Here is a 21,464-nt window from a genome sequence, read left to right as displayed (position 1 = left end):
GAGACGGCGCCGCAATACGCATGCACCCAAATTCCGGCGGCCGGCGTTCCGGACATCCGGCCTGCGTGAGCGCGCTTCTGGAGGCTCGCATGTCCCCACAGGAATTCCAGCGCCTGATCGCAGGCGTCACTGGGCAACTCGCCGGGCGGCCGCTCGACGCCGCGCTCGCCGACTGGCTGAACGACACCTGGCCCGCCGGCAGTCCCACCTTTCACGAACTCGCGAACGCATGCCGCAGCGGCGTCGCCGAAGGCTGGCTGTGCAACCGCGAGGCCGGCGGCATCCGCTACGGCCGCATCTTCAAGGCGCGGCCCGACACGCACGGCTTTTCCGTCGACGTCGTCGACATGCAGGACATTGCCGGTCCGCACCACGTCCATCCGCACGGCGAGATCGATCTGATCATGCCCCTCACCGACGGCGCGACGTTCGACGGCCATCCGGCCGGCTGGTGCGTGTATGGCCCCAGCTCGGCGCATCGTCCGAGCGTCGCGAACGGCCGGGCGCTGGTGCTGTATCTGCTGCCGCAAGGGGCGATCGAATTCACGCGCGCGTGAGCCGCGAGCAGATCACGATCACACAAGAGCCGGACCGTGTCCACGGATGGAGGAGACATATGGAAGCCCTGCTTGAAACGAGCGCACGCGAGCCGGTTGCGCCGCCGCCCCCGCTGTTCAACTTCGCGAGGCATCTGTTCCAGTTGAACGAAGCGCGCGCGAGCAAAGTCGCCTATATCGACGACTACGGCGCGATCACCTACGGCGAACTCGAACAGCGCGCGCGGCGCTGCGCCAGCGCACTGCGTGCGCTCGGCGTCCATCCCGAGGAACGCGTGCTGCTCGTGATGCTCGACACCGTATCGCTGCCGGTCGCATTTCTCGGCGCGCTTTACGCCGGCATCGTGCCGGTCGTCGCGAACACCTTGCTGAGCGCCGCCGACTATACGTACATGCTGACGCACAGCCACGCGCGAGCGGTGATCGTATCGGAACCGTTGCTACCTAACGTGACGGAGGCGCTGAGCAGCATCGACGACGACGGCTGCCAACCGATCGTCTCGCAGCCTCACGCTTCCACCGAAGCGCCGCTCGCGGCGCCCCGCTTCGAAACGCTGGTCGACACCGCGCTACCCGCCGTCAAAGGCTGTGCAAGCAACGCGGACGACATCGCGTTCTGGCTCTATTCGTCGGGCTCGACCGGCAAGCCGAAAGGCACCGTCCATACGCACGCGAATCTGTACTGGACCGCCGAGCTGTATGCGAAGCCGGTGCTCGGCATCGTCGAGAGCGACGTGGTGTTTTCGGCGGCGAAACTGTTCTTTGCATATGGGCTCGGCAACGCGCTGACGTTTCCGCTGTCGGTCGGCGCGACCGCGATCCTGATGGCCGAGCGCCCGACCGCCGAGGCGATTTTCGCGCGCCTCGTCCGGCACCGCCCGACCGTGTTCTACGGCGTGCCGACCTTGTACGCGAACATGCTGGTGTCGCCAAACCTGCCCGCGCGCGCCGACGTCGCGATCCGCGTGTGCGCGTCGGCCGGCGAGGCGTTGCCACGCGACGTCGGCGAACGCTTCACCGCGCACTTCGGCGCCGAGATTCTCGATGGCATCGGCTCGACGGAAATGCTGCACATCTTCCTGTCGAATCGCGCGGGCAAGGTCGAATACGGCACGACCGGGCGCCCCGTGCCGGGCTACGAAGTCGAGTTGCGCGACGAAGCCGGGCGGCCCGTGCCCGATGGCGAAGTCGGCGATCTGTTCATCAAGGGGCCGAGCGCGGCGCTGATGTACTGGAGCAATCGCGAGAAAACGCGCGCGACGTTTCTCGGCGAATGGATCAGAAGCGGCGACAAATATCGGCGTCTCGCGAACGGCTGCTATGTTTACGCCGGCCGCAGCGACGACATGCTGAAGGTGAGCGGCCAATATGTGTCGCCGGTCGAGGTCGAGATGGTGCTCGTCGCGCATCCGGCGGTGCTCGAAGCGGCGGTGGTCGGCGTCGATCATGGCGGGCTCGTGAAAACGCGCGCGTTCGTCGTGCTCAAGCGCGACTTCATGCCGTCCGACCTGCTCGCCGAGGAACTGAAGACCTTCGTCAAGGAACGGCTCGCGCCGCACAAGTACCCGCGCGATATCGTGTTCACCGACGATCTGCCGAAGACCGCCACCGGCAAGATTCAACGCTTCAAGCTACGCGAACAGTCATAGGTGATTCATTGATGCAGAACCGAGGTACCGCCCCTGCCACTTCCTCCGCGAGTGCCGCCAGCCGCTTTGCCGAACTGCCGGCGAGCGCATCGCATGGACCGCTGCGCATCGAGTACCGCTGGGTCAACGAGCAGGCGAATGCTCAGCAGGACGATTCGCCGATCGCGGTATTCCTGCACGAAGGTCTCGGCTCGATCGCGATGTGGCGCGACTGGCCGCAGACGTTGTGCGCGCGACTCGGCATGCGCGGGCTCGTCTATTCGCGGCCAGGCTACGGACTCTCGACAGCGCGTGCGCCTGACGACAAATGGCCGGTCGATTTCATGACCGCCCAGGCGCGCGACATCCTCCCCACCCTGCTCGACGCGCTCGATATCGACCTGCGGCAACGCCAACGCTTGTGGGTGATCGGTCATAGCGACGGCGGCTCGATCGCGCTGCTGTATGCGGCGCTGTACCCCGATGCGCTCGCGGGCGCGGTCGTGATCGCGCCGCACGTATTCGTCGAAGACATCTCGGTGCAAAGCATCGCCCAAGCGAAGCAGCTTTACGAAACCACCGATCTTCGCGCGAAGCTCGCCCGCTATCACGCGGACGTCGATTCCGCGTTCTACGGCTGGAACGATATCTGGCTCGACCCTGCGTTCAGGCGGTGGTCGATCGTCGAGGCGCTCGCGCCGATCCGTCGACCGCTGCTCGCGATCCAGGGCCACGACGACAACTACGGCACGATGGCGCAGATCGACACGATCGCCGCGCGCGTGCCGCACGCGCAACTCGTGAAGCTCGACGCATGCGGACACTCGCCGCATCGCGACGCGCCCGCCGCGCTCAACGACGCCATCGCAGCGTTCGTGCGCGCACAACGATAAGCGGCGCCCTGCCTGTTACCGATACTTCATAAAAATTACACGGATCGGCGATTATGCTGCTGCATCGCTGACCTCGGCACATCGATTGCGAGGCATCCCTTCCCCGCCCGGAGACAGTGCCATGCCTTTCGTGTCGAAGCCGATCCGTGCGCCCCGTCGCAAACGTTTGACGGGCGCCATCGCGGTGATCGCGCTGTGCGCGCTAGCGGGAGCGTGCAGCGACGACGCCCCGCCCGCCGGCACGAATACGATCAGTTCAACCGACCATTCCGCCGCTAACCCCGGCGACCCATCGATCGACCCATCGATCGCCCCGCCGCCGGCCGACTCCGCGCCGCCGACGCTGACGATCCAGACACCGGCGGCACCCGCATCCGAAGCCGACACGGCGCTGTCCGCCACCTCGCCGCCGCTGGCCAGCCCCGTCATCCATACCGTCGATTGAGAATCGCGCCGCGCGCGGCGGCTAGCCCGCCTTCGCGCGTCCGACGCAGCATCGCCGCTTCAGTACCGCAATTGTCGTCCCCGTGCCTTTTTCCTCCACCGAAGATCAAAGCCACCACCGCCCCAACCATGACCTCAAACAATCGTCGTGATTTTCTGCGCTCGGCCGCGCAAGCCGCCGGTTCCTTCACCGCGTTGAGCATGCTGCCGCCGGGCATCCGCAATGCGCTCGCGATTCCGGCCAACAACCGGAGCGGCACGCTCCGCGACGTCGAGCACATCGTCGTGCTGATGCAGGAGAACCGTTCGTTCGACCACTACTTCGGCACGCTCAAGGGCGTGCGCGGCTTCGGCGACACGCGCGCGATCAACCTCGCGAACGGCCAGCCGGTGTGGTATCAGCCGCAAACCGCCGATGCCAGCGGTGCCAGCTACGTGCTGCCGTTCCGTCCGGGCGCGCCGAACCTCGGCCTGCAATTCCTGCAGGATCTCGCGCACGACTGGAGCTCCACGCACGCCGCATGGAACGGCGGCCGCAACGATCAGTGGGTACCGTCGAAAGGCGCGACCACGATGGCCTACCTGACGCGCGACGACATCCCGTTCCACTATCAGCTCGCCGACGCATTCACGATCTGCGACGCCTACCACTGCTCGCTGATGGGCCCGACCGATCCGAATCGCTACTACATGTGGAGTGGCTGGGTCGGCAACGACAGCAGCGGCGGCGGCCCGGTAATCGACAATTCGGAACTCGGCTACGGCTGGTCGACCTACCCCGAAGTGCTGCAGAACGCGGGCATCTCGTGGAAGATCTATCAGGACATCGGCACCGGGCTCGACGCGAACGGCTCGTGGGGCTGGACGCAGAACGCGTACATCGGCAACTACGGTGACAACTCGCTGCTGTATTTCAATCAGTACCGCACCGCGCAGCCGGGCAACCCGCTGTACGACAACGCGCGGACCGGCACCAACGCGGTCAACGGCGACGGCTACTTCGACATTCTGAAGCGCGACGTGCAGAACGGCACGCTGCCGCAGGTGTCGTGGATCGTCGCGCCCGAAGCGTACAGCGAGCATCCGAACTGGCCGACCAACTACGGCGCGTGGTACATCGATCAGGTGCTGCAGATCCTCACGTCGAACCCGGACGTGTGGAGCAAGACCGTGCTGCTGATCAACTACGACGAAAACGACGGCTTCTTCGATCACATCGCCGCACCGTTCGCGGCCGCGTCGAGCGCGAACGGTTTGTCGACCGTCGACATCACGCACGAAATCTATGCGGGCGATCCGAAGAACGTCGCCGGGCCGTACGGGCTCGGACCGCGCGTGCCGATGCTGGTGGTCTCGCCGTGGTCCAAAGGCGGCTACGTGTGCTCGGAAGTGTTCGACCATACGTCGGTGATCCGCTTCATCGAAAAGCGCTTCGGCCAGCAGCACAATCTCGGCGAATCGAACATCACGCCGTGGCGTCGCGCGGTGTGCGGCGATCTGACCTCCGCGTTCAACTTCGCGAATCCGAACGCGTCGGTGCCGTCGCTGCCGGGCACGAGCGGCTACGTGCCGGCCGACCAGAACCGTCACCCGGACTACGTGCCGCAACCGCCGACGGTGCAGACGGTACCGAAGCAGGAAGCGGGTGTGCGCCCGGCGCGCGCGTTGCCGTACGAACTGTTCGTGCGCGTCGACGAAGGCTCGAACGGCAAGCTGGCGATGCGCTTCGTCAACACGGGCCGCGCGGGCGCGGTGTTCCTCGTGTACGCGGCCAATAGCGCCGACGCGCCGCGCAGCTATACCGTCGAAGCGGGCAAGCATCTGCAGGACGCGCTGCTGCTCAACGCCGACGGCAGCTACGACTTCAGCGTGCACGGGCCGAACGGCTTCCTGCGCCGCTTCGCGGGCAAGGTGGTCGCACGGAACTGGTGGAATGGTTCGGACACCGCACGGCCGGCCGTCGCCGAGGGCTACGATGTCGCGAACGGCAATCTGCAACTGCGGCTCGAGAACGTCGGCAGCGCGCGTTGCCAGTTCACGATCGTCAACGCGTACGACGCGAGCCATGTGATCAAGCATTCGGTACGCGGCGGCGACACCGACAATCTGTACCTCGATCTGCGCAAAGCATACGGCTGGTACGATCTCGCGATCACCGTCGATACGGACCCGACGTTCGCGCGCCGCATCGCCGGTCATGTCGAGACGGCAAACAACAGCATGAGCGATCCGGCGCTGGGCGGCTGAGCGTCGCTGTAACCCAACGCTGCAAAAGCAACGGCCGCTGGCTCTTCGGGCACAGCGGCCGTCCTTATCCAACTCTCGAACGCAAGCCCGCAATCGCGCGCGCGTCTACGATTCGAAATCGAGCCCGCCGATCAACGTAACCGGCTCACCCTGCGTGTGCGTGGAGAAATCGAGTTCGCGCGCCTGGGTCCACGCATTGAGCTTGCGCGGCAGCGCGGCCAGATATCTGGCGAAACGCGTCGCGCCCTGCTCGCCCATCAGCCTTTCTATTTCGTCGCTGTCCCAGGTCAGATACAGATTCAACGGATGCGGGTAATGACCGAGCTCATCGAGCGGCGTGGCGTGAATCCGCACGCGGGTGGGCTGACCCTGTTCGCCATGCGGCAACACGTCGGTGTGCACGGTCTTTGCGATACACGCGGCGATCGCCTCGGCAATGCGCGGCGCGAACTCCTGGTCGAAACGAATTGCACTCTCGGGGCGCATCCAATCTCTCCGCTGTGATTCCCATCGTGGGATGGTCATCGTAGCAGACTCAGTTTTTCGCCGGTGAGATCGCGTCCGCACCGTGCGTCACTGCCTCGCGCAGCGTCTTGCGGATCACCTTGCCGGTGGCCGTCATCGGCAGGCTTTCGACGAAGCGAATCTCGCGCGGATATTCGTGCGCGGCCAGACGCGTCTTCACGTGCTGCTGGATCTCGCGCACGAGTGCATCGTCGCCGACGAAACCCGCTTTCAGCACGACGAACGCCATCACGATTTCGGTGCGCTCGCGATCGGGGGCGCCGACCACGGCCGCCATCGCGACGGCCGGATGACGCAGCAGCGAATCCTCGATCGATGCCGGCCCGATCCGGTAACCGGCGCTCGTGATCACGTCGTCGCCACGACCGACGAAGCGAATGAAGCCGTCCGCGTCGCGCGTGCCGAGATCGCCGGTCAGCAGAAACCTGCCGCGGAATTTGTCGTTGGTGGCCGCAACGTTCCGCCAGTAGCCGAGAAACATCACCGGATCGGGCGCGGCCACCGCGATATCGCCGATCGCGCCGGGCGGCAGCTCGTTGCCGGCGGCATCGACGATCGCGACATGGTGCCCCGGCACCGCGCGCCCGATCGCGCCGAAGCGCGGCTCGAACAGCGCCGCGCACGACGACACCACGACGTTGCACTCGGTCTGCCCGTAGAACTCGTTGATCGTCACGCCGAGTGCGTCGCGCCCCCAGCCGATCAGTTCCTCGCCCAGCGATTCGCCGCCGCTCGCGACCGATTGCAACGCGAGACGCAGATGAGCGGGCCGCTCGACGCCGCGCATCATCTTCAGCGCGGTCGGCGGTAGAAACGCATGGGAGACCGCGTGACGCGCGAGCAGATCGAACGCGGCGTGGCCGTCGAATTTCGCAAAACGGCGCGCCAGCACCGCGACGCCGTGATGCCACGATGGCAGCAGCACGTCGAACAGCCCGCCGATCCACGCCCAGTCAGCGGGCGTCCACATCAGCGTCGCGCGCGTGGGAAAGCCCTGCTGCGACATCTCCACGCCGGGCAGATGCCCGAGCAATACGCGATGCCCGTGCAACGCGCCCTTCGGTTTTCCGGTCGTGCCCGACGTATAGATGATGATCGCCGGATCGTCCGCGGCGGTGTCGGCCGGCGTGAACTCGGAGCAAGCGCCGTTCAACGCCTCCCAGAACGACCGCACGGGCGCGTCCGATGCTTCGTCATCCTGCTCGATATCGACACTGAACACGTGCCGCAACTGGGGCAGCGCGCCGCGAATTTCGTCGATCTTTTGCACGCCGGCGTGATCGGTGATCAGCGCGAGCGCGCCGCTGTCGCCGAGCCGATGCTCGATCGCGTCCACGCCGAACAGCGCGAACAGCGGCACCGCGACCATGCCGGCCTTGTAGGCCGCGAGATGCGCGATGGCCGTTTCGATCGATTGCGACAGAAAGATGCCGATGCGCTCGCCGCGCCGCGCGCCCGCCGCGAGCAGCGCATTGGCGAAGCGGTCGGACAGGGCTTTCAGTTCGTCGAACGTATAGCGGGTCGCGCGGCCGTCGGCGTCTTCGTAGATCAGCGCGAGACGCCCCGAGCCATCGGCCCACTTGTCGCATGTGTCGACGCCGATGTTGTAGCGCGGTGGAATACGCCACGCGAATCTGGCCGTGAGCGAATCGTAAGTCTCGCCGTCGAGGTTCATCGGGTCTCCTGGATATCGTCGTTGTCGCCGCATGGCGTGATGCATGGTCCGTCGCTGGCTGCCTCTGCGCGCATGGCCGGTGTTCCGAAGTTTAGCCCACGACCTTGCGCACTCAGTTGATGCATTGCCGGGCGCAACTGAATTCGCCAGATACGACATAGTTCCGCTCATAATCGCCGACTCGTTGCGCTGGACTCAACGTTTTGCGACAACTCCTGTGCGATTCAAGCCCTTTACGTCTGACCTGTGCCGCGCCCGTCTAGGATCGTTACACAGGTTCGGCGCGCATGTTGCGCCGCACGATCGCTACCTGGATTACATATGCGCAAGGCAAGGTTTGCATCGTTCTGGCATGGCCCGGAGCTTTCTCCCTATGAGATCGCCTGTCTGAATTCGTTCACGCTGTACGGCAGCGAGGTCGCGCTCTATAGCTACGAGCCGATCGACACCCTGCCGCCCGGCGTGATCGCGAAGGACGCGACCACGATACTGCCGCGCGACTCGCTGAACGACTTCCCGATTCACGGCGTGCCGTCGATGCAGCATTTCACCGACTATTTCCGCTTCGTGATGTTCACGAAGACCGATGAGATCTGGGTCGATACCGACATGCTGCTGCTACGCGATTTCGATCTCAACGCCAAGGGCGATCTGATCGGCCGGGAAACCCAGTCGAGCATCTGTAATGCGATTCTGAGGCTCGATCCGGATCAGCCGCGCTTGCACGAGGCGATCGAACGGGTCGAAGCGATGAAAGGCCGGGCACTGAAGTGGGGCGACACCGGCCCGCGTCTGCTGACCGCCATCTACGGCGTGAAGGCCGGTCTTCCCGAAAGCCTGTTCTATCCGGTGCATTTCAACGATTACTACAAGGTGTTCCTGCCGCGCTATTTCGACGAGTGCGCGGCGCTCTGTTCCAATGCGTACACGCTGCATCTGTGGAACAACCGGGTGGTCAAGATGGGCCTGTTCAAGCGCATCGGCCCCCCCGTTGGGTCGTTCCTGCACCACGTGTTCGAGCAAACCGGCGCCAACGCGCTGTTTCGCGAGTTTTATCCGGCGAGCGTGATGCAGGCGATGATCGACAACGCGGTGGGCAAAGTCGGTAGCGACGAAGGCGTGCGCAAGCTGCTGCGCGTCGGCGTGCCGATGGTCACGACGGCCATCGCGCGCAGACTCGGCGCCTGAGTTCGCAGCTTCAGTTCGCGCCGCCCCTGCCCGAGCCCCGCGCCTGCTCCAGCACGAAGTCGATGAACGTCGCCGCCGCGCGCGTGTGATGCCGATCCGGCATGTACAGCATGTACATGTGCGTGCCGAAGATGCTGAGCCGCCAGGCATCGAGCGCGGTCAGCACGGCGCCGAGCTTCAGATCGTCCTGCACCACGTAGTCGGGCACGAGTCCGACACCGAGACCGGCCAGCACCGCCTGGCGCAAAAATAGAAAGTTTTCCGAAATAATCGTCGGTTCGAGCAGGACTTCATGACGCTCGTCGCGCAGATACGCGGCGAGCCGCAACTGCTTGCCGATCACGGCCGCGGTAATCAGCGGCGCGGTGCGCAGGTCGTCGAGCGTCGCGGGCAGGCCGTGTGTCCGCGCGAATTCGGGGGATGCGCAGGCCACGTACCGGACTGGCCCCATGTCCCGCGCGACGAGGTTTTGCGGCGGCTCCGACATCACGCGCACCGCGATGTCGATCTCGTCGCGCATCAGATCCTCGACACGGTTCTCGAACATCACATCGAGCACGATACCCGGATACAGCCGCTTGAACGCGATCAGCCAGTCGGACATCACGAGCTGGCCATAGCCGCTCGGCACGCTGAGCCGCACGCACCCCTGCAGGCTCTGGCCCAGTGTCGTCACCGACTCGCGCGCGGCCAGCAGCGCGTTGCGGATCGTGCGGCCGTGCTCGTAGAGCCGCAGACCGATCTCGGTCGGCTCGACGCGACGCGTGGTGCGTCGCACCAATTGCAGGCCGACCGAACGCTCGAGCTGATTCAGGTGATAGCTGACGTTCGCGCGGCTCATCTTGAGCCGGCGTGCCGCTTCGCTCAGATTGCCGGCGTCGAGGATGTCGACGAGCAGGGTCAGCGAGTTGACGTCCATCGCCCAGTCGTTGTCAAAATAATTTTGACAGTCTGTCAATCAACGGTGTAATTGTCAATGAACGTTGACCACTCCAGAATGGGACGATCCGGCGCGCCTCGCCATCCTCAAACGGAGACACCTACGATGACCCTTTCCTCCTCAGCCGACGTCGTCACGCGCGAATTGCACGGCAAGGTCCTGCTCGTCACGATCGACCACGCGCCGGTCAACGCGCTATCCGCCGACGTGCGGCGCGGCCTGCTGGCCGCGATCGAAGCCGCCGACGCCGACCGCGCGGTCGAAGCCGTGCTGATCGTCGGCGCGGGGCGCAATTTCATCGCCGGTGCCGATATTCGCGAGTTCGGCAAGCCGCCGGTGCCGCCTTCGCTGCCGGACGTGTGCAACCGCATCGAGGCATGCACGAAACCCGTGATTGCCGCGCTGCATGGCGCGGCGCTCGGCGGCGGGCTCGAAGTGGCGCTCGCCGCGCATTACCGGATCGCCGTCGACGGCGCGAAGCTCGGCCTGCCCGAAGTGCAGCTGGGTCTGCTGCCTGGCGCGGGCGGCACGCAACGCACGCCGCGTCTGATCGGCGCGCCGGCGGCGCTCGACCTGATGCTGAGCGGCCGTCACGCGAGCGCGAAGGAGGCGCTCGCGCTCGGCCTTGTCGACCGTCTCGGCGACAGTGGCGACATCCTCGCCGAAGGGCTCGCCTACGCGCACGAGCTGCTCGCCGCGCACGCGCCGGTACGCCGCACGCGCGACGCCGCCGCATTGATCGATCGCGCCGCGAGCCGCGCCGCCGTCGCGAAAGCGCGCGACGAAACCGCGAAGAAAGCGCGCGGCCTGTTCTCGCCGCTGAAAATCGTCGATGCCGTCGAAGCCGCGATCGAACAGCCCTTCGAGGAGGGCTTGAAGCTCGAACGCAAGCTGTTCCTGCAATGCCTCGACAGCCCGCAGCGCGCCGGCCTGGTTCACGCATTCTTCGCCGAGCGCGAAGTGCTGAAGGCGCCCGAAACGCGCGACGCGAAACCGCGCGCGCTCGAGGCGATCGGCGTGATCGGCGGCGGGACGATGGGCGCGGGCATTGCGGTCGCAGTGCTCGACGCGGGGCTGCCCGTCACGCTGATCGAACGCGACGAAGCGGCGCTCGCGCGTGGCCGCGCGCACATCGACAAGGTCTACGACGGGCTGATCGCCAGGGGCCGCCTCACCGCTGAGAAGAAAGCCGCGACCATGGCGCGCTGGAGCGGCAGCACGTCGTACGATGCGCTTGCTCACGCCGACCTCGTGATCGAAGCCGTGTTCGAAGATCTCGACGTCAAAAAGGCCGTATTCGCCGAGCTCGATCGCGTCTGCAAGTCCGGTGCGGTGCTCGCGACCAACACGTCGTATCTGGACATCGACGCGATCGCAGCCAGCATCTCGCGCCCCGCCGACGTAATCGGCCTGCACTTCTTCTCGCCCGCCAACATCATGAAGCTGCTCGAAGTCGTGGTGCCGAAGCAGGTCAGCGCCGACGTCGTCGCGACCGCGTTCGAGTTCGCGAAGAAGCTGCGCAAGACGCCGGTGCGCGCCGCCGTGTGCGACGGCTTCATCGGCAATCGCCTGCTTGCCGTGTACCGCGCCGCCGCGGACGCGCTGCTGGAAGACGGTGCGTCGCCGTATCAGATCGACGCGGCGGTGCGGGCGTTCGGCTTGCCGATGGGCCCGTTTCAGGTGGTCGACCTCGCGGGCGGCGACATCGGCTGGGCGGCGCGCAAACGCCGCGCGGCCACGCGCGACCCGAACGCGCGCTACGTGCAGATCGCCGACCGCCTGTGCGAGCGCGGCTGGTTCGGCCAGAAGACCGGCCGCGGATTCTATCTGTACCCCGAAGGATCGCGCGGCGGCATGCCCGACCCCGAAGTCGAGGCGATCATCGACGCCGAGCGTGCGCGCGCGGGCATCACGCCGCGCAGCTTCACCGACGAGCAGATCATGCGCCGCTATCTGGCCGCGATGATCAACGAAGGCGCGAACGTCGTCCACGAAGGTATCGCGCTGCGCCCGCTCGACGTCGACGTGACCCTGCTGTACGGCTACGGCTTTCCGCGCTACCGCGGCGGTCCGATGAAATACGCGGATAGCGTCGGCCTGCCGACGATTCTCGCCGACATCCGCGGGTTCGCTAAGGAAGACCCGCTGTTCTGGCGGCCGTCGCCGCTGCTCGTCGAGCTGGTCGAGCGCGGCGCGGATTTCGCGAGCCTGAACACGACGGCCTGAACCACCACGAACACTGACGGAACGACTGCGATGGATCTGAACTTCACCTCCGGGGAAGAAGCGTTTCGCGCCAGCGTGCTGGCGTTTCTGCGCGACAAGCTCCCGCGACGTCTCGCCGGCAAGGTGCACGGCGGGCGGCGTCTGACGCGCGGCGACATGGCCGAGTGGCACGCGATTCTGAACGCGCAAGGCTGGCTCGCGAATCACTGGCCGAAAGAGTACGGCGGCCCGGGTTGGAGCGCAGTGCAGAAATTCATCTTCGAAAACGAATGCGCACTCGCCGGCGCGCCACGCGTCGTGCCGTTCGGCGTCAACATGCTCGGGCCGGTGCTGATCAAGTACGGCAGCGAGGCGCAGAAGCGTCACTGGCTGCCGCGCATTCTCGACGGTTCCGACTGGTGGTGCCAGGGCTATTCGGAGCCCGGCGCGGGCTCCGATCTCGCATCGGTCAAGACGACGGCAGTGCGAGGCAAGGACGCGCAGGGCGAGCACTACCTCGTCAATGGCCAGAAGACTTGGACCACACTCGGTCATTACGCGAACATGATCTTCTGCCTCGTGCGCACCGCGACCGACGTGCGCAAACAGGAAGGCATCAGCTTTCTGCTGATCGACATGAGCACGCCGGGCGTCGAAGTCCGGCCGATCATCACGCTCGACGGCGAGCACGAGGTCAATGAAGTGTTCTTCACCGACGTGCGCGTGCCGGCCGGAAATCTCGTCGGCGAAGAAAACAAGGGCTGGACCTACGCGAAATATCTGCTTACGTACGAGCGCACCAATATCGCCGGCGTCGGCTTTTCCGTCGCCGCGTTCAACCGTCTGCGCAAGATCGCCGCGACACAGCTGCGCAATGGCCGGCCGCTCGCCGAGGATCCGGCGTTCGCGGCACGCATGGCGCGCGTCGAGATCGATCTCGAGAACATGAAGACGACCAATCTTCGGGTGATCGCGGCCGTGGGGGGCGGCGGCGTGCCCGGTGCCGAGAGTTCGATGCTGAAGATTCGCGGCACGGAGATCCGTCAGGAGATCTCGTCGCTGACGCGGCGTGCGATGGGCGCTTATGCGCAGCCATTCGTCGACGAAGCGCTGCACGAAGGCTTCGACGGCGTGCCGGTCGGCCCCGACGAAGCCGCGAGTGCCGCGTCGCAGTACTTCAATAATCGCAAGCTGTCGATCTTCGGCGGCTCGAACGAAATCCAGAAGAACATCATTTCCAAAATGATCCTCGGACTGTAAGAGGCCCACGTCATGAATTTCCAGCACACCGAAGAGCGCCGCATGCTGGCGGATACGCTGAATCGGTTTATCAGCGAGCAGTACGGCTTCGCGACGCGCGATGAAATCGCACGCTCGACGCAAGGCTTCAGCACCGAATTGTGGGCACGCTTCGCGGAGCTTGGCGTGATCGGCGCACTGTTCGACGAAGCGAGCGGCGGTTTTGGCGGCGGCGGGTTCGATATTTCCGTGGTGTTCGAGAGCATCGGCCGCGGGCTCGTCGTCGAACCGTTTCTCGATACGCTGGTCGTCGGCCGGGCGATCGCTCGCAGCGGCAGCGACCTGCAGAATGCGGCGCTGGGTTCGTTGATCGACGGCTCGCGGATCGTTGCGCTCGCGCATGGTGAACCGGACAGTCATTACGAGCTTGCCCGGGTCGCAACGACGCGCGCGCGCCGAAGCGTAAATGGCAACAGCGGCGTGTGGACGTTGCACGGCGCAAAGGCCGTCGTTCAGCATGGCGAGCATGCTCAGGTGTTCCTCGTCTCGGCACGCACGAGCGGCGAGGACGATGCCGAAGCCGGCATCACGCTGTTTCTGGTGCCGAGCGACGCGACGGGTGTGAGCGTGCGCGGCTACCGCAAGATCGACGGAGGACGCGCGGCCGAAGTGACGTTCGACGACGTCACGCTCGGCGACGACACCGTGCTCGGCTCAGTGGATCACGGCTTTGCGACGCTCGAATATGCGCTGAGTTGCGGCGTGCTCGCGCTGTGCGCGGAAGCGGTCGGCGCAATGGACGTCGCGAAAGACTACACGCTCGACTATCTGCGCACGCGCAAGCAGTTCGGCGTGCCGATCGGCAGCTTCCAGGCGTTGCAGCATCGCATGGCCGATTTGCTGCTCGAAATCGAGCAGGCGCGCTCGGCGGTGATCAACGCGGCGGCGGCGCTCGACGGTGAACGAAACGCGCGCGAGCGCGCGGTGTCGGCGGCAAAGTACAGCATCGGCCGGATCGGCACGCGAGTCGCGGAGGAATGCATCCAGTTGCACGGCGGGATCGGTATGACGTGGGAACTGCCGCTCGCGCATTACGCGAAGCGGCTCGTGATGATCGATCATCAGCTTGGGGATGAGGATCATCATCTGGAGCGGTTTGTGGCGTTGGGGGCTCAAGGGCGGTGATTCGTGTGCGCTTGCGAATGCGAACGCGTGCTGGTGACAAGTCTGCCAGATTGCACTCGCCTATTCTTGAGGAGCTGATATGTACATCCTCGCGATGCCCACGGGCGACGGCTACCGGCAGTGCGAGTGCCAGGCTTGGTAAGCGCGATCAGATCGTCGCAGAGCAGAAGCTGGAGCAGCTCGTCAAGGGCAAGGCCGCGGTGTCGGCGAGTTGCAATGCGGCGATCGAGAAGAGGCTCACCGCGTGGAAAACGCGCCGTGACGCCAACTGCAAAAAATCGGCTTCTCGAGAATGGGGCGGCGGGTCGATGCTGCCCACGGCGGTCGCGATGTGCAAGACAGCCGAAACCGAGCGCATGAGCAAAGCAATCGAGGCTTCGGATGCAGATGAGCGTGGGCGAAGCGTTGACAGCGGGAAACGCTGCCCCGCGCGACGGACAAGAAAAAAGGACTTACGGCCTTCACCGTAAGTCCTTTTGATCTTTTTGGTCGGGGCGAGAGGATTTGAACCTCCGACCACCTGCACCCCATGCAGGTACGCTACCAGGCTGCGCTACGCCCCGAACAGAAGAAAAATTATAACAGACACTTCATTCGATTAGAACCGCTCGACACGAACAAAGCGAACAAGTCCATGAACTAGTGGCCCAGCAGATCGATTACGTTCTGCAGTTCCTTGCGCAACTTCTCGACATCGACCGCAACCGTTGCCGCCGATGCCTGCACCTGACCCGCGACTCCGGCGGTAGCCTCACCCTCTTCGACCACCGCATCCGGCCCACCGCCGCCATGCGAATCGAGCCGGTTGCGCGCCCCGTTGATCGTAAAACCCTGCTCGTACAGCAACTCTCGAATCCGCCGGATCAGCAGCACCTCGTGATGCTGATAATACCGACGATTGCCGCGCCGCTTGACCGGCCTCAACTGGGTGAACTCCTGCTCCCAGTAACGCAGCACGTGAGGCTTTACCCCACAAAGTTCGCTGACCTCACCAATCGTGAAGTACCGCTTCGCCGGAATCGGAGGCAAGACGACTTTTTCGATCGTCGCTGTCATCGTCAGTTAGCCGTGATGGGTTGCCCGAAAGCGCGCCAGTCAATCAGCGCGCGAGAAGCTCGCTTCGGCGCCGTTTTCGACGAGCGCCTTCAGTTTTTGACTTGCATGAAACGTCACCACGCGACGTGCCGCAATCGGAATCGCCTCGCCCGTCTTCGGATTTCTGCCGGGACGCTGCGGCTTGTCGCGCAACTGGAAGTTGCCAAAGCCCGACAGCTTCACGCTATCGCCGCTCTCGAGCGCATCGCGGATCACCTCGAAGAACGCCTCGACCATGTCCTTCGCTTCCCGCTTGTTGAGCCCGACATTGTCGAACAGCAACTCGGCAAGTTCCGCCTTGGTGAGTGTCGGCGTTTCATTGGAAACGACGGCGGATGATGTCGGAATATCTCGAATCATGGCGCTGCGTTGCGCCGTAAGAAGGGCTTCGAAATCACTCGAGTTCATTTCATTCATATCTATCAAATGGCGCGCCAAGCGTAAAACAATGGATGCGGAAACAGCCGTGCAATTGTTAAATGCGGGTTATCCGCGCAACCGTGCGCCATATACTCGAGCTAGACGTTCCACCAGAGTTTGAATAGCCAGATCGACCGTTTCATCCTGAAGGGTTCCGCCAGTATCTTGCAAGGTCACCCGGAACGCAAGGCTTTTCTCGTGCGCGGCCAGACCACCGGAAGTGTTTGATTTTGGACGAAATTCGTCGAAAAGTGCAACCTTCTGGACAGCCTTGCAGGCCGGTTCGGACTGGGCCTTCTGAAGCTCGTCGAGCAGCGCCTGAACCTCGATTTTCTGATCGACGACCACCGCGATATCACGTCGTACCGGCGGGAATTTTGAAACTTCCGACGGAATCGGCAATACCCGTTGCATTAATGCTTCCGCTTCGATTTCAAACAGAATCGGCGCATGCGGCAAATCATATTTTTGCAGCCAGCGCGGATGCAATTCGCCAATCCAGCCCACTGCGCGACCATTCAATTCGATCCGCGCGCTGCGTCCCGGATGCAGCGCCGGATGCTCGGCCTGTACGAACCGCGCGAGCGCCGGTGCGACCAGCGCTTCGAGGTCGCCCTTCACGTCGAAGAAGTCGACGGCACGCGTCGTTGCGCCCCACTGCTCGTCGAGCGCGGGCCCATAGGCGAGCGCGCCGATCATCTTCGGCTGCGAGAAACCTTCGACGGTCAGCTCGCCGGCCTTGATCGACGGATCGTGCAGGAATACGCGACCTGCTTCAAACACGCGCACGCGGTCCGCCGCACGACGGTTCAGATTCGTGCGCAACACATGAATCAGGCTGCCGAACAACGTCGTGCGCATCACCGACAGCTGGCTCGCGATCGGGTTGATCAGACGCACGGGGTTGCTGTTGCCTGCGAAGTCCCGCTCCCACTCGGCGTCGACGAAGCTGAAGTTCACCGTTTCCGCGTAGTCGCGCGCGGCGAGCGCATGACGGATCGCGTGGATGGAGCGTTGCGTCTCGTTGGTCGCGCGCATTTCGCTGGTCGCGACCGGCGGGCGCGCCGGAATCTTTTCGAAGCCGTGGATACGCGCGACCTCTTCGATCAGGTCCTCTTCGATTTCGATATCGAAGCGGTACGACGGCGGCATCACCGAGAACGTATCGCCGTCACGCTCGAACGAGAGGCCGAGGCGCGTGAAGATCTGCGCGATTTCATCGACACCGATCGCGACGCCGATGATGCGGTTCGCGCGCGAAACGCGCATCTTCACGGGCGCGCGCTTCGGCACGTTGACGATCTGATCGTCGACCGGACCCGCTTCGCCGCCGCAGATGTCGAGGATCAGCTGCGTGATGCGCTCGATATGATCGACGGTCGTCGCGTAGTCGACGCCGCGCTCGAAGCGATGGCCTGCATCGGTCGAAAAGTTGTACTTGCGCGAGCGACCACGAATGCTGTCGGGCCACCAGAACGCGGCCTCGAGATAGATGTTGGTGGTGTCGAGCGTGACCGCGGTGCTGTCGCCGCCCATGATGCCCGCGAGGCTTTCGATATGCTGCTCGTCGGCGATCACACCGACCGTTTCGTCGAGCTCGACCGTGTTCCCGTTCAGCAGCTTCAGCGTTTCGCCCTTGCGGCCCCAGCGTACGTCCATGCCGCCGTGGATCTTGTCGAGATCGAACACGTGCGACGGACGCCCCAGCTCGAGCATCACATAGTTCGAGATGTCGACGAGCGCGGAAATGCTGCGCTGGCCGGAGCGCTCGAGACGCTCGACCATCCATTGCGGCGACTTCGCGCGCGCATTGACGCCGCGGATCACGCGGCCCGAGAAACGGCCGCACAGATCGGGCGCGGAGATTTTCACGGGCAGCGTTTCGTTGAGCGTGACCGGAGCCGGCTTGATTTCGAGCGGACGCAGCGGCGCTCCGGTAATCGCCGACGTTTCTCGCGCGACGCCGAATACCGACAGACAGTCGGCCTTGTTCGGCGTCAGCTTGATTTCAAAAACGGTGTCGTCGAGATTGAGCGTGTCGCGGATGTCCTGGCCGATCGGCGTGTCTTCCGGCAGGATCATCAGACCGCTGTGATCTTCGGAGAGCTTCAGCTCGCGCGCCGAGCACAGCATGCCCTGGCTTTCCACGCCGCGCAGCTTCGACAGCTTGATCGCGAACGGTGCGCCGCCCTCTTCGGCCGGCGGCAGTTGCGCGCCGACCAGCGCGACCGGCACCTTGATGCCGGGCGCAACATTCGGCGCGCCGCACACGATGTTCAGCGTCGCGCCGGTGCCGGCGTCGACCTGACACACGTTGAGCTTGTCCGCATCCGGGTGCTTGACGACTTCCAGCACCTGGCCGGCGACGATCTTCGAGGTCGGCGGCGCGGCCGTTCGCAGGTCTTCGACTTCGAGACCCGCCATCGTCAACGCGTGCGACAGCTCGTCGGTGGTCAGTTGCGGATCGACAAAAGTTCTGAGCCAGGATTCCGGAAATTGCATGGTTCTGTGTACGTTGTGATCAGGTTAGGTCCACGTCCGGCAGATGCTTCGCAAAGCCCGGTGGTCTTGCGCCGGTTCAGTGTGCTCTGCCGGGGACGCTCGCGGCGCGCACCAGGTGCGCTGCCGCGATTGATGCTTCATCGCGCTCGCGCGCGCCGGGTCACGCGAATTGACGCAGGAAACGCAGGTCGTTTTCGAAAAACAGGCGCAGGTCCTGCACGCCGTAACGCAGCATCGTGAGACGCTCGAGGCCACTGCCGAAAGCGAAGCCGATGTAGCGCTCCGGGTCGAGACCCATGTTGCGGATCACAGTCGGATGCACCTGGCCGGAGCCCGAAATTTCGAGCCACTTGCCCGCGTTCTTGCCCGTTTCGAACTGCATGTCGATCTCGGCCGACGGTTCGGTGAACGGGAAATACGACGGACGGAAGCGCACGAGAATGTCGTCGCGCTCGAAGAATTTCTTCAGGAAGTCGGTATAGACGCCCTTCAGGTCCGCGAAGCTGATGTTCTCGTCAATCCACAGGCCTTCGACCTGGTTGAACATCGGCGAATGCGTCGCGTCGCTATCCACGCGATACGTGCGGCCCGGCACGATCACCTTGACCGGCGGCGTGTTGGTGCGCGCGTAGCGCACCTGCATCGGGCTCGTATGCGTGCGCAGCAACAGCGGGCGGCCGTCGGCATCCTTGCCGTCGACGTAGAAGGTGTCCTGCATCGAACGCGCCGGATGGTTTTCCGGGCTGTTCAGCGAGGTGAAGTTGTACCAGTCGGTTTCGATCTCGGGCCCGTCGGCCACGTCGAATCCGATCGTACGGAAAATCTGTTCGACGCGCTCCCAGGTGCGCATCACCGGGTGCAGGCTACCTGCATTGGCACCGCGGCCCGGCAGCGTGACGTCGATCGCTTCAGCAGCGAGACGCTGGTTCAGAAGTGCGTCGGCGAGCGCCTGACGACGTGCCGTCAGCGCGGCCTCGACCTGTTGCTTGACGAGGTTGATCCGTGCGCCTTCGGTCTTGCGCGTTTCGGGATCGAGTTTGCCAAGGCCCTTCAACAGCTCGGTCAGCGCACCCGCCTTACCGAGAAAGCGCGCTTTCTCGTTCTCGAGGGTGGTGACGTCGGGGGCTTCTGCGAAGGCTTTTTGCGCGTCGGCGACAATCTGGTCCAGATCCATTGATCCCATCATTTCAGCGTCAGTCTTCTATCGAAACAAAACTGGTTCTACCAACAAAAACGGGGCTCGGTGAGGAGCCCCGTTTTTGTTGCAGCGTCACCGAGACTACCGGATGTTCGCTGCAACGAACCACGCAGTTTTAATTGCCAGAAGCGCAATCAGGCTGCAACGGCGGCTTTCACCTGCTGAACGATCGCAGCAAAAGCAGCCTTGTCGAACACAGCCATGTCGGCCAGCACCTTACGATCCAGTTCGATCGACGCCTTCTTCAGGCCGTTGATGAACACGCTGTACGTCATGTCGTGCTGGCGCACCGCCGCGTTGATACGCGTGATCCACAGTGCGCGGAACACACGCTTCTTGTTGCGGCGGTCGCGGTAGGCGTATTGGCCTGCGCGCATGACCGCCTGCTTGGCGATGCGATAGACGTTATTGCGACGGCCGCGGTAACCCTTGGCCAGCTTGATGATCTTCTTGTGACGGGCCCGTGCGGTAACCCCACGTTTTACTCGAGGCATGTTTCGCTCCTATGAGTGTCGGTTAAGGGTTAAGCGAACGGCAGCATTGCGCGAACGGAGTTCAGATCGGAATCATGAACTGCCGTGGAGCCGCGCAGATGGCGTTTGTTCTTGGTGGTCTTCTTGGTAAGAATGTGACGCTTGAAGGCCTGACCGCGCTTGACGGTACCGCCCGGACGCACCACGAAGCGCTTTGCAGCGCTCTTCTTGGTCTTCATCTTCGGCATGACAACTCCATTATTAGATGGACATGGGTGTGCGGTCGGCCAGATGGCCATTTCCCGCCCTTCGAAACCCATTCCACTTGGTATGCAGACCACCGATACCGCCAGCGGCCGTTTTTCGGGAACCACTGCGCACTTGCATGCGCGACGTTCCGAAACCTTCCGACACCAAGCCGGACACCCAGCACAGCATCAAACAACCTTGCGCCGCCGGAGCGCGCGCCACATGGCACGCCGCCGCTCCGGCCAACTGCTTCGCGCTTACTTCTTTTTCTTCGGAGCGAGCACCATGATCATCTGGCGCCCTTCCATTTTCGGCATCTGCTCGACCTGACCGACTTCGTCGAGGTCGGTGCGCAGGCGTTCGAGCATGCGCATGCCGATTTCCTGGTGAGCCATTTCGCGGCCACGGAAACGCAGCGTGATTTTCGTCTTGTCGCCGTCTTCGAGGAAGCGGACGAGGTTGCGCAGCTTGACGTTGTAATCACCGTCGTCGGTACCTGGGCGGAATTTGACTTCCTTGACCTGGATGACCTTCTGCTTGAGCTTGGCCTCGTGTTGCTTCTTCGCTTCCTGGTACTTGAACTTGCCGTAGTCCATCAAGCGGCAAACCGGCGGAACCGCTTGCGGAGCGATTTCGACCAGATCTACGTCCTGCTGTTCCGACATGCGGAACGCATCAGCGAGTTTCACGATGCCGAGCGGTTCGTTCTCGACGCCGACCAGTCGCACCTCGGGTGCTGTAATTTCACCGTTGATGCGGTGCGCAGACTTATCAGTAGCGATGTTACGTTTCCTCTAAAAA

20 protein-coding genes and 1 tRNA gene are annotated in these 21,464 nt (G+C 63.8%); 10 read left to right on the top strand and 11 right to left on the bottom strand.

The window, feature by feature from the left end:
* Window positions 1-89 precede the first annotated feature (89 nt).
* From HDG37_RS13245 to HDG37_RS13225, 5 genes are all read left to right on the top strand, one after another.
* Entirely contained in the window at window positions 90-557 is a 468-nt protein-coding gene (locus HDG37_RS13245; RefSeq protein WP_184047927.1) for a DUF4863 family protein, read from the top strand.
* A 59-nt stretch (window positions 558-616) separates the two neighbouring features.
* Window positions 617-2,206: a benzoate-CoA ligase family protein gene (locus HDG37_RS13240; protein WP_184047924.1), complete on the top strand. Its 1,590-nt coding sequence runs from the start codon at window positions 617-619 to the stop codon at window positions 2,204-2,206.
* An 11-nt stretch (window positions 2,207-2,217) separates the two neighbouring features.
* Window positions 2,218-3,078: an alpha/beta fold hydrolase gene (locus HDG37_RS13235; protein WP_184047921.1), complete on the top strand. Its 861-nt coding sequence runs from the start codon at window positions 2,218-2,220 to the stop codon at window positions 3,076-3,078.
* A 121-nt stretch (window positions 3,079-3,199) separates the two neighbouring features.
* The gene (locus tag HDG37_RS13230) at window positions 3,200-3,523 is read left to right on the top strand and encodes a hypothetical protein (protein ID WP_184047918.1); all 324 of its coding nucleotides are present in this window, start codon (window positions 3,200-3,202) and stop codon (window positions 3,521-3,523) included.
* Window positions 3,524-3,651: 128 nt separating this feature from the next.
* Window positions 3,652-5,769: a phosphocholine-specific phospholipase C gene (locus HDG37_RS13225; protein ID WP_184047915.1), complete on the top strand. Its 2,118-nt coding sequence runs from the start codon at window positions 3,652-3,654 to the stop codon at window positions 5,767-5,769.
* Between the two features lie 105 nt (window positions 5,770-5,874).
* Here the strand turns inward: HDG37_RS13225 and HDG37_RS13220 are convergent, their stop codons facing one another.
* Together HDG37_RS13220 and HDG37_RS13215 are read right to left on the bottom strand one after the other, a co-directional pair.
* Entirely contained in the window at window positions 5,875-6,255 is a 381-nt protein-coding gene (locus HDG37_RS13220; RefSeq protein ID WP_184047912.1) for a DUF5594 family protein, read from the bottom strand.
* A gap of 49 nt (window positions 6,256-6,304) precedes the next feature.
* On the bottom strand, window positions 6,305-7,969 hold the full coding sequence (locus tag HDG37_RS13215) for an acyl-CoA synthetase (RefSeq protein WP_184047909.1): 1,665 nt from the start codon (window positions 7,967-7,969) through the stop codon (window positions 6,305-6,307).
* Between the two features lie 321 nt (window positions 7,970-8,290).
* Between HDG37_RS13215 and HDG37_RS13210 the strand changes: the two genes are divergently transcribed.
* Window positions 8,291-9,157 carry a hypothetical protein gene (locus HDG37_RS13210; protein WP_184047906.1) on the top strand — a complete coding sequence of 289 codons (867 nt, stop codon included), beginning with the start codon at window positions 8,291-8,293 and terminating at the stop codon, window positions 9,155-9,157.
* 10 nt (window positions 9,158-9,167) lie between these two features.
* Here the strand turns inward: HDG37_RS13210 and HDG37_RS13205 are convergent, their stop codons facing one another.
* Window positions 9,168-10,076 carry a LysR family transcriptional regulator gene (locus tag HDG37_RS13205; RefSeq protein ID WP_184047903.1) on the bottom strand — a complete coding sequence of 303 codons (909 nt, stop codon included), beginning with the start codon at window positions 10,074-10,076 and terminating at the stop codon, window positions 9,168-9,170.
* Between the two features lie 126 nt (window positions 10,077-10,202).
* Between HDG37_RS13205 and HDG37_RS13200 the strand changes: the two genes are divergently transcribed.
* From HDG37_RS13200 to HDG37_RS39215, 4 genes are read left to right on the top strand one after another with little or no spacing between them, the layout of a single operon-like run.
* A complete protein-coding gene (locus HDG37_RS13200; RefSeq protein ID WP_184047900.1) occupies window positions 10,203-12,323 on the top strand; it encodes a 3-hydroxyacyl-CoA dehydrogenase NAD-binding domain-containing protein in 2,121 nt (706 codons plus the stop codon).
* 30 nt (window positions 12,324-12,353) lie between these two features.
* On the top strand, window positions 12,354-13,562 hold the full coding sequence (locus tag HDG37_RS13195) for an acyl-CoA dehydrogenase family protein (protein WP_184047897.1): 1,209 nt from the start codon (window positions 12,354-12,356) through the stop codon (window positions 13,560-13,562).
* A gap of 12 nt (window positions 13,563-13,574) precedes the next feature.
* Window positions 13,575-14,726: an acyl-CoA dehydrogenase family protein gene (locus HDG37_RS13190; RefSeq protein ID WP_184047894.1), complete on the top strand. Its 1,152-nt coding sequence runs from the start codon at window positions 13,575-13,577 to the stop codon at window positions 14,724-14,726.
* 17 nt (window positions 14,727-14,743) lie between these two features.
* Window positions 14,744-15,196: a lysozyme inhibitor LprI family protein gene (locus HDG37_RS39215; RefSeq protein ID WP_260334740.1), complete on the top strand. Its 453-nt coding sequence runs from the start codon at window positions 14,744-14,746 to the stop codon at window positions 15,194-15,196.
* Window positions 15,197-15,212: 16 nt separating this feature from the next.
* Here HDG37_RS39215 and HDG37_RS13180 read toward each other — a convergent pair.
* The 8 genes from HDG37_RS13180 to infC form a co-directional block, all read right to left on the bottom strand.
* Window positions 15,213-15,289 (bottom strand) — tRNA-Pro (locus HDG37_RS13180).
* Between the two features lie 76 nt (window positions 15,290-15,365).
* Window positions 15,366-15,782, bottom strand: a complete 417-nt coding sequence (locus tag HDG37_RS13175; RefSeq protein WP_184021872.1) for a MerR family transcriptional regulator — start codon at window positions 15,780-15,782, stop codon at window positions 15,366-15,368.
* 39 nt (window positions 15,783-15,821) lie between these two features.
* Window positions 15,822-16,238: an integration host factor subunit alpha gene (locus HDG37_RS13170; protein WP_090800976.1), complete on the bottom strand. Its 417-nt coding sequence runs from the start codon at window positions 16,236-16,238 to the stop codon at window positions 15,822-15,824.
* 69 nt (window positions 16,239-16,307) lie between these two features.
* Complete coding sequence (gene pheT / locus HDG37_RS13165; RefSeq protein ID WP_184047891.1) at window positions 16,308-18,743, bottom strand: phenylalanine--tRNA ligase subunit beta; 2,436 nt, start codon at window positions 18,741-18,743, stop codon at window positions 16,308-16,310.
* Window positions 18,744-18,903: 160 nt separating this feature from the next.
* Window positions 18,904-19,917 (bottom strand): phenylalanine--tRNA ligase subunit alpha, encoded by a 1,014-nt coding sequence (pheS, locus tag HDG37_RS13160; RefSeq protein ID WP_184047888.1) that lies wholly within the window; start codon window positions 19,915-19,917, stop codon window positions 18,904-18,906.
* 158 nt (window positions 19,918-20,075) lie between these two features.
* Window positions 20,076-20,435, bottom strand: coding sequence for a 50S ribosomal protein L20 (rplT, locus tag HDG37_RS13155; protein ID WP_006052502.1), 360 nt, complete (start codon window positions 20,433-20,435; stop codon window positions 20,076-20,078).
* Between the two features lie 29 nt (window positions 20,436-20,464).
* On the bottom strand, window positions 20,465-20,662 hold the full coding sequence (rpmI, locus tag HDG37_RS13150) for a 50S ribosomal protein L35 (RefSeq protein WP_006052501.1): 198 nt from the start codon (window positions 20,660-20,662) through the stop codon (window positions 20,465-20,467).
* A gap of 258 nt (window positions 20,663-20,920) precedes the next feature.
* On the bottom strand, window positions 20,921-21,445 hold the full coding sequence (infC, locus tag HDG37_RS13145) for a translation initiation factor IF-3 (RefSeq protein ID WP_075643713.1): 525 nt from the start codon (window positions 21,443-21,445) through the stop codon (window positions 20,921-20,923).
* Between the last annotated feature and the right edge of the window lie 19 nt (window positions 21,446-21,464).

Origin of the sequence: Paraburkholderia sp. MM5384-R2 (genome assembly GCF_014201025.1) — a bacterium.
Taxonomy (GTDB): Bacteria; Pseudomonadota; Gammaproteobacteria; order Burkholderiales; family Burkholderiaceae; genus Paraburkholderia; species Paraburkholderia tuberum.
Note: the sequence above shows the minus strand (reverse complement) of the source record. Positions and strands in the feature narration are given on the sequence as shown.

Bases quoted from the DNA above. Each gene is read 5' to 3' on its own strand.
- HDG37_RS13245 (WP_184047927.1), top strand. From the start codon at position 90: ATGTCCCCACAGGAATTCCAGCGCCTGATCGCAGGCGTCACTGGGCAA.
- HDG37_RS13240 (WP_184047924.1), top strand. From the start codon at position 617: ATGGAAGCCCTGCTTGAAACGAGCGCACGCGAGCCGGTTGCGCCGCCG.
- HDG37_RS13235 (WP_184047921.1), top strand. From the start codon at position 2,218: ATGCAGAACCGAGGTACCGCCCCTGCCACTTCCTCCGCGAGTGCCGCC.
- HDG37_RS13230 (WP_184047918.1), top strand. From the start codon at position 3,200: ATGCCTTTCGTGTCGAAGCCGATCCGTGCGCCCCGTCGCAAACGTTTG.
- HDG37_RS13225 (WP_184047915.1), top strand. From the start codon at position 3,652: ATGACCTCAAACAATCGTCGTGATTTTCTGCGCTCGGCCGCGCAAGCC.
- HDG37_RS13220 (WP_184047912.1), bottom strand. From the start codon at position 6,255: ATGCGCCCCGAGAGTGCAATTCGTTTCGACCAGGAGTTCGCGCCGCGC.
- HDG37_RS13215 (WP_184047909.1), bottom strand. From the start codon at position 7,969: ATGAACCTCGACGGCGAGACTTACGATTCGCTCACGGCCAGATTCGCG.
- HDG37_RS13210 (WP_184047906.1), top strand. From the start codon at position 8,291: ATGCGCAAGGCAAGGTTTGCATCGTTCTGGCATGGCCCGGAGCTTTCT.
- HDG37_RS13205 (WP_184047903.1), bottom strand. From the start codon at position 10,076: ATGGACGTCAACTCGCTGACCCTGCTCGTCGACATCCTCGACGCCGGC.
- HDG37_RS13200 (WP_184047900.1), top strand. From the start codon at position 10,203: ATGACCCTTTCCTCCTCAGCCGACGTCGTCACGCGCGAATTGCACGGC.
- HDG37_RS13195 (WP_184047897.1), top strand. From the start codon at position 12,354: ATGGATCTGAACTTCACCTCCGGGGAAGAAGCGTTTCGCGCCAGCGTG.
- HDG37_RS13190 (WP_184047894.1), top strand. From the start codon at position 13,575: ATGAATTTCCAGCACACCGAAGAGCGCCGCATGCTGGCGGATACGCTG.
- HDG37_RS39215 (WP_260334740.1), top strand. From the start codon at position 14,744: ATGCGAACGCGTGCTGGTGACAAGTCTGCCAGATTGCACTCGCCTATT.
- HDG37_RS13175 (WP_184021872.1), bottom strand. From the start codon at position 15,782: ATGACAGCGACGATCGAAAAAGTCGTCTTGCCTCCGATTCCGGCGAAG.
- HDG37_RS13170 (WP_090800976.1), bottom strand. From the start codon at position 16,238: ATGAATGAAATGAACTCGAGTGATTTCGAAGCCCTTCTTACGGCGCAA.
- pheT (WP_184047891.1), bottom strand. From the start codon at position 18,743: ATGCAATTTCCGGAATCCTGGCTCAGAACTTTTGTCGATCCGCAACTG.
- pheS (WP_184047888.1), bottom strand. From the start codon at position 19,917: ATGGATCTGGACCAGATTGTCGCCGACGCGCAAAAAGCCTTCGCAGAA.
- rplT (WP_006052502.1), bottom strand. From the start codon at position 20,435: ATGCCTCGAGTAAAACGTGGGGTTACCGCACGGGCCCGTCACAAGAAG.
- rpmI (WP_006052501.1), bottom strand. From the start codon at position 20,662: ATGCCGAAGATGAAGACCAAGAAGAGCGCTGCAAAGCGCTTCGTGGTG.